This is a genomic window from Sporosarcina obsidiansis, from assembly GCF_009651005.1.
GTDB lineage: Bacteria > Bacillota > Bacilli > Bacillales_A > Planococcaceae > Sporosarcina > Sporosarcina obsidiansis.
Genome location: NZ_WHVW01000010.1, coordinates 40,558 through 56,658 on the forward strand (window position 1 = coordinate 40,558; position 16,101 = coordinate 56,658).

At 39.1% G+C, this 16,101-nt stretch carries 16 protein-coding genes and 1 riboswitch; of the genes, 15 read left to right on the forward strand and 1 reads right to left on the reverse strand.

Annotation, left to right across the window (positions count from 1 at the left end; translation table 11 throughout):
• Nucleotides 1-12: 12 nt before the first annotated feature.
• From GD002_RS09795 to GD002_RS09835, 9 genes are all read left to right on the forward strand, one after another.
• Nucleotides 13-1,662, forward strand: a complete 1,650-nt coding sequence (locus GD002_RS09795; protein WP_153732187.1) for a cytochrome c biogenesis protein ResB — start codon at nucleotides 13-15, stop codon at nucleotides 1,660-1,662.
• Nucleotides 1,662-2,846: a c-type cytochrome biogenesis protein CcsB gene (gene ccsB, locus GD002_RS09800; RefSeq protein WP_153732188.1), complete on the forward strand. Its 1,185-nt coding sequence runs from the start codon at nucleotides 1,662-1,664 to the stop codon at nucleotides 2,844-2,846. The genes GD002_RS09795 and ccsB overlap by 1 nt, the downstream gene beginning before the upstream one ends.
• 152 nt (nucleotides 2,847-2,998) lie before the next feature.
• Nucleotides 2,999-3,718: a response regulator transcription factor gene (locus GD002_RS09805; protein WP_153732189.1), complete on the forward strand. Its 720-nt coding sequence runs from the start codon at nucleotides 2,999-3,001 to the stop codon at nucleotides 3,716-3,718.
• Entirely contained in the window at nucleotides 3,715-5,505 is a 1,791-nt protein-coding gene (locus GD002_RS09810; protein WP_153732190.1) for an ATP-binding protein, read from the forward strand. Before GD002_RS09805 ends, GD002_RS09810 begins: the two co-directional genes overlap by 4 nt.
• A 47-nt stretch (nucleotides 5,506-5,552) precedes the next feature.
• A complete protein-coding gene (locus tag GD002_RS09815; RefSeq protein ID WP_153732191.1) occupies nucleotides 5,553-6,089 on the forward strand; it encodes a sigma-70 family RNA polymerase sigma factor in 537 nt (178 codons plus the stop codon).
• Nucleotides 6,082-7,260 carry a hypothetical protein gene (locus GD002_RS09820; protein WP_153732192.1) on the forward strand — a complete coding sequence of 393 codons (1,179 nt, stop codon included), beginning with the start codon at nucleotides 6,082-6,084 and terminating at the stop codon, nucleotides 7,258-7,260. The genes GD002_RS09815 and GD002_RS09820 overlap by 8 nt, the downstream gene beginning before the upstream one ends.
• Before the next feature lie 72 nt (nucleotides 7,261-7,332).
• Nucleotides 7,333-7,467, forward strand: a riboswitch (FMN riboswitch).
• Nucleotides 7,468-7,657: 190 nt separating this feature from the next.
• On the forward strand, nucleotides 7,658-8,239 hold the full coding sequence (locus GD002_RS09825) for an ECF transporter S component (RefSeq protein ID WP_153732193.1): 582 nt from the start codon (nucleotides 7,658-7,660) through the stop codon (nucleotides 8,237-8,239).
• A gap of 200 nt (nucleotides 8,240-8,439) precedes the next feature.
• Nucleotides 8,440-8,766 (forward strand): YnfA family protein, encoded by a 327-nt coding sequence (locus GD002_RS09830; protein WP_153732194.1) that lies wholly within the window; start codon nucleotides 8,440-8,442, stop codon nucleotides 8,764-8,766.
• A gap of 314 nt (nucleotides 8,767-9,080) precedes the next feature.
• Nucleotides 9,081-9,230, forward strand: a complete 150-nt coding sequence (locus GD002_RS09835) for a hypothetical protein (RefSeq protein ID WP_153732195.1) — start codon at nucleotides 9,081-9,083, stop codon at nucleotides 9,228-9,230.
• Nucleotides 9,231-9,604: 374 nt separating this feature from the next.
• Here the strand turns inward: GD002_RS09835 and GD002_RS09840 are convergent, their stop codons facing one another.
• Nucleotides 9,605-9,862, reverse strand: a complete 258-nt coding sequence (locus GD002_RS09840) for a ferredoxin (protein ID WP_153732196.1) — start codon at nucleotides 9,860-9,862, stop codon at nucleotides 9,605-9,607.
• Between the two features lie 111 nt (nucleotides 9,863-9,973).
• On the opposite strand from GD002_RS09840, the gene GD002_RS09845 reads away from it, so the two are divergent.
• From GD002_RS09845 to prsW, 6 genes are all read left to right on the forward strand, one after another.
• Nucleotides 9,974-10,996 carry a helix-turn-helix domain-containing protein gene (locus GD002_RS09845; protein ID WP_153732197.1) on the forward strand — a complete coding sequence of 341 codons (1,023 nt, stop codon included), beginning with the start codon at nucleotides 9,974-9,976 and terminating at the stop codon, nucleotides 10,994-10,996.
• Nucleotides 10,997-11,007: 11 nt separating this feature from the next.
• A complete protein-coding gene (locus GD002_RS09850; RefSeq protein ID WP_153732198.1) occupies nucleotides 11,008-12,444 on the forward strand; it encodes a RecQ family ATP-dependent DNA helicase in 1,437 nt (478 codons plus the stop codon).
• A 182-nt stretch (nucleotides 12,445-12,626) separates the two neighbouring features.
• Nucleotides 12,627-13,301, forward strand: coding sequence for a LysM peptidoglycan-binding domain-containing protein (locus GD002_RS09855; RefSeq protein WP_153732199.1), 675 nt, complete (start codon nucleotides 12,627-12,629; stop codon nucleotides 13,299-13,301).
• 122 nt (nucleotides 13,302-13,423) lie between these two features.
• Nucleotides 13,424-14,188, forward strand: a complete 765-nt coding sequence (locus GD002_RS09860) for a metallophosphoesterase (protein WP_153732200.1) — start codon at nucleotides 13,424-13,426, stop codon at nucleotides 14,186-14,188.
• Nucleotides 14,189-14,263: 75 nt separating this feature from the next.
• Nucleotides 14,264-15,226 carry a YpdA family putative bacillithiol disulfide reductase gene (locus tag GD002_RS09865; protein ID WP_153732201.1) on the forward strand — a complete coding sequence of 321 codons (963 nt, stop codon included), beginning with the start codon at nucleotides 14,264-14,266 and terminating at the stop codon, nucleotides 15,224-15,226.
• 113 nt (nucleotides 15,227-15,339) lie between these two features.
• Nucleotides 15,340-16,035, forward strand: coding sequence for a glutamic-type intramembrane protease PrsW (gene prsW / locus GD002_RS09870; protein WP_153732202.1), 696 nt, complete (start codon nucleotides 15,340-15,342; stop codon nucleotides 16,033-16,035).
• Nucleotides 16,036-16,101 lie beyond the last annotated feature (66 nt).

Genomic DNA, 16,101 nt, shown 5'->3' on the forward strand with positions numbered 1-16,101 from the left:
GTCTGTTACTCAATGAGCAATATAAAATGCCAATGTGGGCATGAAAACCCTTATGGTACGGAGCTTTGTGAACAATGTGGGCGACCATTATCTGAGAAGGCGCAACAGAGTGAAATTGTCGATATGCGATATGAAGGCTCTTCTAGAAGGTCCCAAACATATAAAAGTTCAATTGTTGATAAAATATGGAACTTTTTCTCTAGTGTCAAGATAGGCGTCAGCATTATCGCTGCTGTGTTGATTGCATCAGCTATTGGAACCATTTTTCCGCAGAAGTTCTATGTTCCTGCTCAAACGGAAGCAGACTATGCGGAATACTACGAACGTTTATATGGTACGGTAGGAAAATTTTATTATGAACTTGGTTTTTATGATATGTACAATAGCTGGTGGTTTAAAGTACTGATCGGCATGTTGGCAACTTCTATCATTATTGCAAGTATTGACCGTGTCGTGCCATTATACAAATCATTGAAAAAGCAACGGACACGCCGCCACCCGTCCTTCATGAAGCGTCAGCGTATTTATGGAGAAGGCGATGTGGCAAATCCTGAAGAGTCTTTGTCTAAGGCTGAGGAGAAGCTGAAAGAGTTACGTTATCATGTGAAAACTGAGAATGGTGCCATTTTAGCTGAAAAACATCGATTTTCTCGTTGGGGCCCTTATATTAATCACACCGGCCTCATTATCTTTTTTGCAGGTATCCTATTAAGAGGGATTCCTGGTTTCTACGTAGATGAAACGATGTGGTTGCGTGAAGGGGAGACTCGTAATATTGTCGGTGCACCTGGCTACGTACTCGAAAATCGAGGGTTTATTCTAGAGAATTATACGAAAGAAGAAGCTGCGGAAGTTTTCGGGGCTGCTTTAGATAAAGTGGGGAATATCGTCAAAACATATCAGACGGATGTGACACTTTATAAAGAAAAAGAAGGCTCTTTACCAGGCAGTGATAATCTTGAAAAAATGCAAGATTATTCGATTGTCGTAAATAAACCGTTGAAATTTAATGGTTACAATGTATTTCAGATGGACTATAAGCTCAATGAACTGAGCACTATGACCTTCCACTTAATGAATAAATCAACTGAAAAGTCTTTAGGCGAGTTTACTGTAGATTTGAGTAATCCTGAAAAAGCGTATGATTTAGGAAATGGCTCCTCTGTCAATATGCTTGGCTATTATCCTGACTATGATGGAATTAAAGATGGCGAACCGTATTCTAAATCACCAATTCCCAATAATCCAGCGTTTATTTTCCAAATGAATACACCTGACAAACCGGATGGTGAAAAAAGTTTTGTCGCCATTCGTCAAACGCTAGAGGTGGAGGAAAACGATTATGCCGTTAAATTTGCTTCAGCCGAAACACGTAATATTTCAGGTTTAACGATTCGAAAAGATAAAACGCTATATATTTTGCTATTGGGCGGTATTATCTTCATGATCGGTGTTATTCAAGGGTCTTATTGGCAGCATCGCAGAATCTGGATACAAAAAAATTCGGAAGATCACGTGTTAGTTGCGGCCCATACAAACAAAAACTGGTTCGCTTTACGTAAAGAATTAGATAAAGTACGAGAGTCTGCCGTCTTGCCTGCTTATAAAGATCGCCAAGATCCTGAGTTGGACAAGCAAGAACAGGAAGGGGACGAAAAGTAATGGATTTAGTTGCTGTCAGTAGTAACTTATTATTTGTATCATTTGTTGCTTATTTAGTGGCGACACTGTTTTTCGGAGGAGCTATTAAAAAATCGACAACTGAAAAAGCCTATCATAACAGTAAGTGGGGAACGATCGGTCTTGTCATAACGATCATCGGCTTCCTTGCTCACTTAGGTTATTTCTTTACAAGATGGGCCGCGTCAGGTCACGCACCACTCAGTAATATGTTCGAGTTCACGACTGCATTCGGGATGATGCTTGTAGGTGCGTTCATCTTGTTATATATTTTGTATCGAACACCTTCGCTTGGTTTGTTTGCATTACCGATTGCGATTATTATTATCTCTTATGCAACGATGTTCCCGCGGGAAGTTACTCCCCTAATCCCTGCATTGCAAAGTAAATGGTTATTCATCCACGTAATCACAACGGTTATTGGTGAATCTATACTTGCAATCAGTGCGATAGCAGGTCTTGTGTTTTTAGTGAAAAATATTGATATGACAAAGAAATCTAAACAACGTTTTTGGATTGAAGCGGTTATGTATACCTTAATCCTTGTACTCGGTTTTGTCGTAACCACTACCACATTTAAAGTAATGAATTATGAAGCGGAATTCACATATATTGATAAAAATCAGGCGCCTGCTGAGATTACGTATCATGTTCCACCGTTATTCGGAATGAATGAATACGAAGCAATGACACCTGATACGATGACGCCTTGGCTTGAATTACCGCCAATTATCAACGCGCAGAAGTTATCTTCTCTTGTATGGGCTGTCGCGGTAGGTTCTGTGCTTTATCTGCTGCTACGCTTAATTGCACGTAAGCCAATCGCCGCTGTTTTCCAGCCACTTGCTAAGAAAGCGAATTCTCAATTGATGGATGAAATTGGTTACCGTTCTGTCTTGATCGGTTTTCCAGTGTTCACACTTGGCGCCTTGATTTTCGCTATGATTTGGGCACATGAAGCATGGTCGCGGTTCTGGGGATGGGATCCTAAAGAAGTATGGGCTCTTATCACTTGGTTATTTTATGCAGCGTTCCTTCATTTGCGATTATCTCGTGGATGGGAAGGCGAGAAGTCAGCATGGCTGGCAGTGATCGGTTTCGTGATTATTATGTTCAACTTGATTGCGGTCAACTTAATCATTGCAGGCTTGCATTCATACGCGTAAGCCTCGGCTGCATGGCAAACCCTGTCATGCAGCCTTTTTATTTGAATTCACCGATGCGTTCACTCTTGGATCAGTAGAGGCGTAATTAATTTCATTTAAACACCAGAAATTGTACAATAGAAATAGAAGATTGTCGAAAGGGGTAATGAGTTGTGGAAGAAACAGTGAAATTATTAGTAGTGGATGATGAGGATCGGATTCGCCGACTCTTAAGTATGTATCTATCTAGAGAAGGTTATGAAATTGATGAAGCGGTAGATGGTGCGGAGGCTTTAGAGAAAGCGTTTGCGCAACAATATGATTGTATTTTACTTGATGTCATGATGCCTGAAAAAGATGGACTGGAAGTGCTGGCGGAGCTTCGTGAACATAAACAAATGACACCGGTCATCCTTCTGACTGCGAAAGGTGAAGAAGCCGATCGTGTAGGAGGGTTTGAAAGCGGAGCGGATGATTATATCGTCAAACCATTCAGTCCACGAGAAGTAGTTTTGCGGGTTAAGGCCATGCTTAGAAGATCGGTTTCGTTCCCGAATGTTTCTTCTTCCACTACATCAAAAGATTTAGTTGTGTTTCCTCAATTAACTATTGACCACGATGCACACCGGGTGACGGCAGAGGGTAAAGAGGTAAACTTGACACCAAAAGAATACGAATTACTATATTTTCTTGCGAAGGCTCCTGATAAGGTATTTGACCGTGAGCAGTTGTTGAAAGAAGTGTGGCATTATGAATTTTTTGGAGATTTACGTACTGTAGATACACACGTCAAACGGCTTCGTGAAAAATTAAGCAGAGTATCAGAACGAGCAGCTAAAATGATTGTAACTGTCTGGGGAGTCGGTTATAAGTTCGAGGTCCCTAACGAATGATTAGAATATGGAATTCAATTGTCGGGAAGCTATGGGCCACCATATTGCTTCTCGTTTCATTTGTATTATTTATCGTGACGTTACTTCTTCTAGAGTTTCTGGATAATTTTCATACGAAACAAGCGGAAGAGTCTTTGCAGAGGGAAGCTGCTACGATTAGCAAAATTGTAAATGATCACGAAGGCCAAACGAAGAGTTCCATGCATTTAATCATAGATGACATTTTAGACGCAGAAACAAATGCAGTCATAGTAGATCATGAGGGCAGAGTTCTCTATTCATTTCATACGACTGGCAGTAAAGAGGAAATTGAGCGAAAGTTGTTATCTGAAAAAAATTTATTCCAGTCACCAGCAGTTGGAGACCAGAAAGTAAAGGAAATGATCCTGCCCTCTTTAACAGAAAAAGAAGTGATGGAGCAATATTTGATTCTTTCTTATCCGTTTGAACAAGTATCAGGCAAAGAGGCAAGCGTTCTCATCTACCAAAGTTTGAATGCAGTGCACCGCACCACAAAAAGTACTACTAATATCGTATTCTTATCGGCTTTTATTGCATTCTTATTGACTACATTTTTTGCGTTTTTCTTATCTACGCGTATTACCTTGCCGTTGCGTAAGATGAAACAAGCGGCTTTTGAATTGTCTAAAGGGAATTTTGATACCCATTTGCCTGTCACGCAAAACGATGAAATCGGTCAGCTTGCTACAGCGTTTAATCAAATGGGACGTCAATTAAAATATAATATTGAACTGATTAAACAGGAAAAAGAACAAGTATCCAATATCTTAACCTCCATGACAGACGCGGTCATTACATTTAATCAGGACTACTCGATTTTGCTGAAAAACCCGCAAGCTGAACTGCTACTAAAAAAATGGTATGGGTACAATGAGAAAAAGAATCATCCACTTCCGAAAGAAGTTTTTCATATGCTCGAACACGCGATTTCTTTTTCTGAACAAGTAGAAGATGAATTGGAATTAGGCGGACAGTTTTATGTCATTTCGATCAGTCCTCTTTACAGTGAAAATAGTATTCGCGGGGCGGTTGCTGTGTTCAGAGATATGACGGAACAGCATAAGCTAGATAAACTCCGATCAGACTTTATTGCCAATGTCTCTCATGAACTACGGACGCCTATTTCGATGTTGCAAGGATACAGTGAAGCGATTATTGACGGTGTGGTGAGCACTGAAGAAGAACGAATGGAAATGGTACAAATTATTCATGATGAATCAAAGCGCATGAGCCGATTAGTTACAGACTTGCTGAATTTAGCTAGAATGGAATCTGGCCATATCCAACTACATGAGAATCCGCTATTTATCGTTGAATTTATGGAACGCATGATAACAAAATTTTCTCAAGTTGCCAAAGATGCTCAAGTGCATTTATCATTGCAGACAGATGAACCTGCTAGTCTGATCGTGATGGCGGATGAAGACCGCATGGAACAAGTATTCACCAACCTGATTGACAATGCAATTCGTCATACACCGGACGGAGGTGCTGTCACATTAGGAATTCATCGGTCAAACAGTATGATCGATCTAACTGTTTCGGATACAGGAGTAGGAATACCAGAAAAAGATTTACCTTTTATCTTTGAACGTTTTTATAAAGCAGACAAAGCAAGGACTCGGGGAAAAGGTGGGACTGGTTTAGGATTGGCAATTGCAAAAAATATTATGGAAGCACATCACGGATCGATTCTTGCCACTCGAGGAGATGTGAAAGGAACGGTCTTTATCTGCTCACTTCCATTTGATTCGTTAAAACAGTGAAACTTTTTTTCGAATCAGTCGACTACTATATAGAGCGAGGGGATTGAATGGATGACTCCGTTTTCCTGCGATTATACGAAGAATATAACCAAGACGTTTTTAGTTTTTTAACCTATCTGACGCGTAATCGAGACATAGCGGAGGATTTAATGCATGAAGTATATGTACGTGTTCTAAAATCTTATGACAGCTTTGAAAGGAAGAGCTCAGAAAAGACTTGGCTATTTGCTATTGCAAAAAATGTCTCCATCGATTACTTTCGTAAACAAGCAACTGTAAAGAAACATACCCATCTGCATTTCGACTGGGAAACACAAGAACTTGTCGCACAAGATCGTCTGCCGGAACAACTAGTAGAATTAGATGAAGAGAAACAACTAGTTTTGGAAGAATTGCATAGTTGTACAGGGGATCAAAAAATGGTGATCCTTATGCGATTCTTTCAAGACCTCACCATCTCTGAAACTGCTGAAATATTGGGATGGACAGAGGGTAAGGTGAAAACTACCCAGCATCGTGCGATCAAATCATTGCAACTGAAAGTAGAATCACGTTTGGGGAGAAAGGGGCGATTACATGAGTGATGATAATTGGAATGAGAAGAAAATAGTCGAGACGTTACGCCAAATACCTAAGATTTCCGATCATCGCTCGAAAGAAGATGTACTCCAAAGGCTGAAAAACGACCCTAGATTGAATAAAGAAGTACAGCCTGCAAAGGAATCAAAAAAAGTGAAATGGCCACCAATCATAGCTACTGTAGCTGCAATTTTATTGCTTAGTATCCTAGTTCCTTCTTTTATGAAACAATCCACTCAGGTTACTATGGACAAAGCTAGTGTAGATCAAAGCGATCATTCTGTACAAGAAGCAATGAGTCTGGAAATCTCTCCATTTTCCAACCGAATGATGTCTATACCGCATTATGCTGTCTATCCTAACGATATAATAGATCAGACAGCTTTCCACATTGGGTTGGCGACCGATCGGGCAACGATTATACCAGTAACCTTTCTGATTCCGGATGAACAAATAAAACAAAATTTAGCTGAGCAACAAATAGATTCAGTGGCATTGTATAATGCCTATGCCGATAAAATAGATGAAGAATCACTCGGCTTTAGTAACTATCATCCGTTTGATGCCACAATATCATCGAATGAAAAACAAGTATTAATGAAATTTTCTGCAACGCATTCTTATGACAAAGCTAGTGCTACATTGGAAATGTTGAATCAGTCAGTTCAAGATACATTCTACGGATTTGATGAAATCAAATTTCTGCAAGAAGATGGATCCGCTATAACTTTTGACCAAGTAGGTGAACTGAGTGAGTCGATCTCACTAAAGGGGGCTACTTCACATCAAGCGTATTACCGATTTATGCAAGAGAACGGTGAACAGTTTCTTTCCTCAAATTTCGGTGAGTCATTTGACACGGTAGAAGAAGCACTCATGCAAATGAAAGAAAACCCGAATGACATTTATTCGAGTGTTATTCCAGAAGATGTAGATTTTACTGTCAAGGATGATACAGACCTGTTACATGTGGAATTCACTAAATCGTTGGATCTTGAGACATTACAAGCAGACGAAGCGATGCAATTAATAGAGGGGCTTTTGTTAACGGCAGCCAGTTTTGATAGACAAATTCAATTAGATCATATGATGCAAAAGGAATGGAATGGTTTTGATTTTACTAAACCATTACCAAAACCAGTGGGTGTAAATCCAAAGATTCTCATTCTCGAATAATTCTGTTTTGTAAACACAAGTAGTTTACAAAACAGTTTTTTTTAGATACAATAGGAGTATAACTTAATATTGATTCATCTTCGGGGCAGGGTGTAATTCCCGACCGGCGGAAATGAAATAGGTTTCTATTTTTAGCCCGCGAGCGTAACAGCTGATTCTGGTGAGATTCCGGAGCCGACAGTATAGTCTGGATGGGAGAAGGTGAAGGTGCAGCCATCTTTTTGTGTACGCAAAAATGATGCTTGTTTAAACTTGGATAAATTTATTGATATTTATCTATAATTAACAGTGCATTTAACTCTCCCTAAAGCGATTTTGCTTTAGGGTTTTTTAGCGAAGCAGCGGATGTGCAAGCCTTTCCTCTTTTGAAGTGAATCGCAAAAGGAGAGAGGAACAAATGAATAACAAGAAATTGCGTAAGTTGATTTTGGTTGCTATTCTTGGTAGCATCTCTACAGTTTTAATGCAGTTCAATTTTCCACTGCCTGCACTGCCAGGATTTTTGAAAATTGATTTTAGTGAAATTCCGGCTGTCATGGCGATCATGACAATGGGACCCGTTGCAGGAATTGGCGTAGAATTGTTGAAAAACGTCATGCATTGGTTTTTATCCGGTAGTCCAACTGGTGTACCGGTTGGTGAAATTGCAAACTTTGTGACCGGTGTACTGTTTATTATGCCAATCTATTGGATCTTCATGAAGTATCGTTCAGCAAAAGGATTAACAGCAGGATTGATCGCAGGTACGACAGCAATGGCTGTTGGCATGAGCTTACTAAATTACCTTGTATTTTTACCGATGTATACGTATTTCCTAGGAATGCCAGCTGTAACAGGAAACGCGCTTTATCAAATGATTATTTTAGGGATTTTGCCATTTAACCTAATTAAAGGTGTTATGTTATTGGTGATCTCGTTGATGCTATATAGAAGCATGGAGAAATGGATTCTCCAACAACAGAAAAAGCTGTTAGTTTAATTTATAAGTGAAGGTTCCCTTGATGATTGGGGAGACCTTCACTTTTTTTATATTCGATGTTCATGACAGGAAGAATTGTCTCTGGAAATAAAATGGTTAGTGGTTGTTTTACCATCTGGATTGATTTACACTCTATACTATACGTTCTTTGGTAAACGAGCTAGATTTGTTTGTTGACATTAATGAGGTGAGTTTTAGAGATGTTTAAGGCCATGATTATTTTCCTTTTAGCTGGCTTAGCTGAAATCGGTGGAGGTTATCTTATTTGGCAATGGTTGCGAGAGGATAAATCTGCTATTTTAGGACTATTCGGAGGGATAGCACTAGTTTTATATGGTGTGATCGTGACATTCCAAACGTTCCCATCCTTTGGTAGGGTTTATGCAGCGTATGGAGGAATCTTTGTCTTTCTTTCTGTATTATGGGGATGGGGAATTGATAAAAAAACACCCGATTTATATGATTTTATAGGTGCCGGTATATGCTTGGTCGGTGTTTCAGTGATATTGTTTGCACCACGTCAATAACCAAAAATAATCTATTCCTTCCTTAGAGTAAGGTGCTGTTAATGAATAGGGAAATATCGTTTTAATATGAACAGAAATATAGTTGGAAAAATCATTTTTTATGTACGCTTATACTTGGTTTGTCTTTAACAGCATTAACGTTTGTAATTTCTTTTAGGTATAATTTGTTAGATGTGAGAACGGGGCCTATTTAGTAATAGGGCCAGATAACGAACTGTCATGAACAGTTGCTTTCCGCTCCAGACGATACGCTGTTCCTGTTTCTAAGCATCTTTTTTGTCAATCGGGCCATTAAACGTTAAGGGGGAGTTGTATTGTCTAGCAATTCTGTATTATTTGCTATAATAGCAGGAATTTTAACATTTATCTCGATGGTTTCATTGGAGCCGATAAGCCCGCTTTTAGTAACAAATATTTTGTTGGGTGCAATAATTGGGCTTCTCATTGACAAAAAGAAATCTTAAGGAATCGAGCTTGCTTACTGAAAAATACAAGAGTAATTACGCTTATTCTTTCAAATACTACTTACTTTTTTAGCGATATAGATGCTGTCTCTTATATAAAAACTATTAAGCATTTATTCTATTTTAAAAAAGAGACTAGACAAAAATTTTATTCTAGGACCAATTTGCACTAGTGAAGGCGCAACTGCGGGGTCGACCGAATCCATGAGCCAACTAGCGTCTTTTGCTAGCTGGTTTACGGCGAGAGGCACTCCCCCAAGCGCTGTAGATGCAATAGGACTCGTCACTATGAACAGTGAACGTATCCTAGGTATTTAGTCAAGAAATAAAAAACAACACATTCCAAAAGCGGAAATGTGTTGTCTTCTAACGAATCAATCTTCATATTTTAATGGATCGCCTTCAAAAGGGTCATCCGCAATTTTAATTGAATCAGTAGGGCAGCCATCGAACGCATCCTCGAGATCTTCCAACAGTTCTTCTGGAACTTCGGTGTTTCCCGTGTTATCATCTAAAATAACAAACGCGATCCCCTCATCGTCATAATCATAGATATCCGGTGCAGCAGCGCCGCATGCCCCGCATGCTATACATGTATCCTGATCGACAATCGTATACTTTTTGCTAGACATTGTCTTTCTCCCTTCTTCCATTCACTCAACCTATTTTGTATCTACTCTATTCTAAAGCTGTTTTCATCACTTTTCAACAATAAAACTTTATTTCTTCAGGAGGGAGAGCAATTGGTTTTTATTTCACTCTTACTAACGATGTTTCAACGCCTTCACGGTGAGCGTTCTGCTCAAGGCGTCTATCATATCCTTCGAGGGAAAAAATCAGGACAAACATTGCAAGATATTGAAAATTATCAATTAAAATCATTTTATGCACTATTACCTAACTTACCTATACATGATTATCAGCAAGTGATTGAAGGCATGTCAGCAGATGGATTCATTCAGATTGAGGATAGAGTAGTGTATGTCACAGCAAAAGGGTTGAAAAAGATTCCTAACAAGCCTTGGCGTTTCAATGGATGGGAATATCGTGGAAGAGAAAGAGAGTTCTTTAAGCGACTGGCACTTACTGTTCAAACATTGTCATATCTTCGGGTGGGCCAGACGATGTTTACCCCCATTCAAAAGGAATTACATATACAGCTTTTTGTGAAAGAATATATTCGCAGTCAGTCTATTTCTGTGAATCGTTTGTCTGAAGAATTGCGTCAAGAGCTAGAGTGGATCATGACAGAAGGGCAGTTATCGGATGAGCAATGTGACATTTTTTCTTATAGGTTAACAGGTCAACAATTGACTGCTTTTACGTGGGAACAATTATCTGAGACGCTGAAATTACCTGTTATGACCATCCAACTTTCGTATTTAGAGAGCTTACATATCGTACTTGATTTTATTGAGAATGGCGAAAAAACGCCTTTATTGAAAAGCTTAGCGGTGGGATGCAGGGTAGAAACGTATTTAACCCACTCTGCAGAGCGAACACGAAAACTATTTCAACAAGGATATTCTATTGAGCAAATTGCATCTTTACGAAGTTTGAAGCTTAGCACCATTGAGGATCATCTAGTAGAGATGGCTGCGAATTTTAACGTATTTCCTTACGAAGAGTTTATAACAAATGAACAAATTGAAAAGGTCTGGCAGACAATTGATCAGCTAGAGACGAAACGATTAAGGTTGTTAAAGGAACACTTTGTAGAGCTCTCTTATTTTCAGCTCAGATTAATTATGATCCATGGAAAGTAGGTGGAACGTTGATGAATACTCATGAGATACTGCGTCAAAGATTTGGCTACGAGGCATTTCGGCCGGGTCAGGAAGAAGTGATACGTCATATATTGTCAGGCAGAGATGCTATCGCAATTTTTCCAACCGGGATGGGGAAGTCACTATGTTATCAGCTTCCGGCTTATTTGTTAAATGGACCAGTTATTGTGATCTCACCATTAGTTGCGTTAATGGAGGACCAAGTTGCAAATTTACGTAAACATAAAGAAAAGAGAGTGGTCGCCATCAATTCTTTTTTATCCAAACAAGAGAAGGATTTGGCATTACAAACGATAGATCGTTATAAATTCATCTTTTTATCACCTGAGATGTTAATGCAAGACGGAATTCAAAAACTGATTCAACAGCTCCATATCGCGTTTTTTGTAGTGGATGAAGCGCATTGTATTTCAGAGTGGGGGTTTGATTTTCGACCTGATTATTTGCGTTTAAAAGAGGTATTCTCTGAAAAGGAAAGACCACCTATTTTAGCGTTAACGGCAACAGCGAATGAGAAAGTCACTACAGATATCACGTCTTATCTACAACTTAGGAGCCCTTTTATCGAGCGTCAACCGATAGATCGACCTGCTATTTCCTATAGTTTGTTGCATATGGAAAATCATCATGCTAAAACAGAATGGATCGCTAACAGACTGATAACTACAGTAGGTCCTGGAATTATCTATGTAGCATCCAGAAAAAGAGCAGATGAATTGGCGGCTATCATTCACCAAAAAGGAATTCGTGTGGCGAGTTATCATGGAGGAAAGGAACAAGACGAACGTTCCATCATTCAAGAACAATTTGTTCAAGGCGAGTTGGATTGGATTTGTGCCACCAACGCATTTGGGATGGGTATTCATAAAGATGACATTCGCCAAATTATTCATGAGCATCTGCCTGCTACTCCTTCTGCTTATATACAGGAAGTTGGTCGTGCAGGACGTGATGGAAAGAAATCATCCGCTACCTTACTATATAGCGAGCGAGACATCCAGAAATTAAAGTTTATTGTGTACGAAGATTTACCTGACGATCAACAGATTAGGTATTATTATTCATTGCTTCAATCTGGTATAAGTGGAAAGCTGGCTGCCGAGCAATCAGGACTCACGGAAGTTGCGTTCCGGATGCTTGAATACTATTTTGAACATTTTGATATTGAAAATGTCATCCGCCAAATTCGGCAAATCTTTCAGGTGAAAGAGCATCAGATTGCGGAGATGGAGAAATACGTACAACATGAAGGTTGTTTAAGGGAGCAGTTACTTAGTTATTTCGGTGAAAAGCTCTCTGTTTCGAATGGCGATTGCTGTTCAAATTGCCATCAACTCAAGGAGGATTGGCTCATAAAAACGGAAGTGGAACAAAAGGTTTCAAATGAACTTGATTGGAAAGAAAGGCTATTCCAGTTACTTGGCTAAGTCTTCCGTCCTTATTTACTTTTCCGACATAATTCGGCATAATGTAAGTATGAATACAATCGAATAGTGTCTCTTTCTTGAAGAGTTTGAGAAATGAATTACATCACATAATATAGGTATTTGGCTTAGTCGTTCCAAAGATATACTTCTGTAAATTATGAGGTGTGAAGGAGAAGTTGTATATGAAAAAAGATCAATATGAAATAGATTTTGAACAACATCGCAAAGAGATTACAGTAGATGACGATTCTGATAAACTACCTTCTCGTACAGAGATTCATAAGAAGAAAAAGGAGAAAAAACAGAATCGGACGAAACTGATAAATATCATTCTTGCTATATTCACGTTAATACCAATCATCATCTTACTATACGTATTGTCAGATTTATATTCACCAGCTGTGCCTAATCAAGTTCCTGTAGAAAAGACAAAGGTTTCCATTAGTCAAAATACAGTTGCGGAAGGTGATAAGGCGGGGGCAGCCACCCAAGACAAAGATAAAGTAGCCGAAAAGCCAGAGACTACTGTTGACTCAGCTAAAAAGCCCGCTGTTAATGTGAATCCCGAACGTCCAGTGGAGAAGCAAAAAAAACCGGCCGATCAAACGACGACTCCTGCTAAGTCGGAGCCTGTTACGAAGCAACCAGTAAAGAAGCCAGAACAAAAACCAGAACAAAAACCAGAACAAAAACCTGTGCAAAATACGGCTAGACAGCATGTTGTTAAATCAAATGAGACGTTGTATCGGATTTCAGTTAATTACTACGGTGACGGGTCTTATGTGCAAAAAATTCAACAAGCTAATGGTTTATCCTCTAATAACATTAGTGTAGGTCAAACGTTAATTTTGCCATAAATTATGTAATGGTGAGCAATCTTTTATGAAATGTAACGAAAAATTGATATGATAACGTTGGTTTTTTACTAATATTGAAAAAGCAAAGTGGATGCTTTGCTTTTTTCTATGGGAGCTGTCTAATGAAAAGTTTGCTAAAGGCTTTGCTGTCAGTCCTTCTATCAGGCATGAGTGTGCTGACATATATGTTTTACTTAGCCCATCAAAATCGTGTGTTGATTCATACACTTTCTATAGGGACTCGAACTTCGAAGACACTAACAATTTTCTTCATTTCTGATATTCATAGACGCCGACTTCCGAAACGACTCCTGAAGCGACTGCAAAAGTTCCCCATAGATGCGGTAATTGTAGGAGGAGATGTGGCGGAAAAGGGAGTACCGCTTATGCGTGTAACACAAAATATTCAACAGTTGGCTTCTATAGGTCCGCTCTATTATATTTTTGGAAACAATGATCAGGAAGTGGGAACAGAACATGTTCTAAAGATTATTAAAGACGCAGGTGGTGTGACGCTAGTTGACAGTACAGCGCCCATTCCTGGACATCCTTCCTGGGGCCTATGTGGATTAGAAGATCCTTCAAATGGTACAGTAGATATTGAAAAAGCAATCGCCTCATCCGCTTGGTGTGAGCATATCATCTTGGCTGCTCATAATCCATCTCTTTTCCGTAAAATTGAAGGGCGGATGGAACCCAATGTGATGCTGGCTGGCCATACACATGGCGGACAGATCCGTTTTGGTAAATGGGGACTTCAAGATGTAGGGAGCTTCCAAAAAACAGCGAATGGGGCAAAACTAATTAGTAATGGATACGGAACCACTATGGTGCCATTACGATTTGGAGCGAAACCAGAATGCCATGTAGTAGAAATTCACTATTAGGCACATATCACAAATTTTTGTTCTGGACGCAATGACGCCGAGACGCAAAGGAATATGAAGGAGAGTAGATGCACCATGAATTCTGTGGACGCAATAATTGTCGGTGGCGGTCCATGTGGCTTGTCAGCGGCAATCGAATTGCAAAAAATAGGGTTGTCAGTAGTTGTCATTGAAAAAGGGAATATCGTGCACTCCATTTATAACTACCCCACCCACCAAACATTCTTTAGTTCAAGTAGCAAGCTATCAATTGGAGATATACCTTTCATTACCGCGATTGAAAAACCAAAACGAAATGATGCGTTGGTTTATTATCGAACAGTGGCTCAATTGGAGAACTTGCAGATTAATAGTCATGAAAGAGTGTTGGATGTTCAAAGACAGGAAGATGGATTCAGCGTACAGACTGATAAAGCTCTTTATGAAGCCACTTATGTTGTAGTGGCGACTGGCTATTACGATCAGCCAAACGAACTGAAAGTGGAAGGTGAAGATTTACCGAATGTCTTCCATTATTTTAAGGAGGCGCACCCCTACTTCAATAAAAATGTTATTGTAATTGGCGGGAAAAACTCGGCAGTTGATGCTGCTTTAGAGCTTCAACGAGCAGGCGCACATGTGACAGTCGTTTATCGAAAAGATACCTATTCGAAAAGTGTTAAGCCGTGGATTTTACCGGGATTTGATAGTTTAGTGCGCAACGAGCAGATTCAAATGTACTTTAATGCTTGTGTCACAAAGATTACGGAGACGGCTGTAACAATTAATCAACAAGGAAAAACGTTTGATTTGCCAAGTGACTATGTCTTTGCAATGATTGGTTATCATCCCGATCACACACTTTTACGCAAAATAGGGATTCAGGTAGATGAAGAAACTGGCCGACCTATCCATAATGAACAGACGATGCAAACAAATGTAAAAAATTTATTTATTGCCGGAGTCATTGCAGCAGGAAATAATGCCAATGAAATATTTATTGAGAATGGACGTTTCCATGGTCGTATGATTGCGGAAGCGATTAAACAAAATAAATAGTGAGAAATCCCGCCTGTCTTTCTATTGTCAGGCGGGATTTCTAAGATTATGATGTAATTGTTTGGGTGTCATATGGTATATATATGGTACACTAGCGTCATGAGGAGGCGCCTATGTTTATTATACTTACTGTCGCTATAGCGCCTGGGCTAGCGCTTTTTAGCTATTTGTATCTTCGAAAGCAAATTGCAAAAGAGCCTTCGCGCACTTTGTTCCATACATTTATTTATGGAGCCATTATGACGTTCCCGATTTTATTTATTCAGCATGTTTTTGAAGAAGAGCATGTATTCAATAATGAATTTTTGCGTAATGCGGTATTTACCAGTAGTTTAGAAGAGTTTTTTAAGTGGATCATACTTTTTATGCTAGTTTACAAGATCGTGGAATTTGAAGATGCATATGATGGGATTTTATATGGTGCTAGTGTATCGTTAGGGTTTGCTACCGTTGAAAATATGTTATATCTTTTGTCATTTGGATTGGATACGGCATTTATTCGTGCGTTACTGCCAGTTTCCAGCCATGCGTTATTTGGAGTGGTAATGGGCTATTACTTTGGGAAAGCAAAGTTCTCTATAGTAACTGAAAAAACCAAATGGATAGTTATTGCTTTTTTAGCTTCGTTCACGCTTCATGCTCTCTATAATACCATTTTAATGTTGTATGATTATTGGTTATATTTAATGATACCCTTCATGTTATTTCTTTGGTGGTTTGGTTTGACGCGCGTAAAGTATGCCCACACATTTGCTATGCAGCAATTTAGAAAAAAAATAAGTAATGAATCAGGAAATCCGTCTAAATAGGCGGATTTTTTATTTTTTCTCATAAAATTAATGTCTTTGGACAAACTAGTGAAAAGCAGAAAAAAT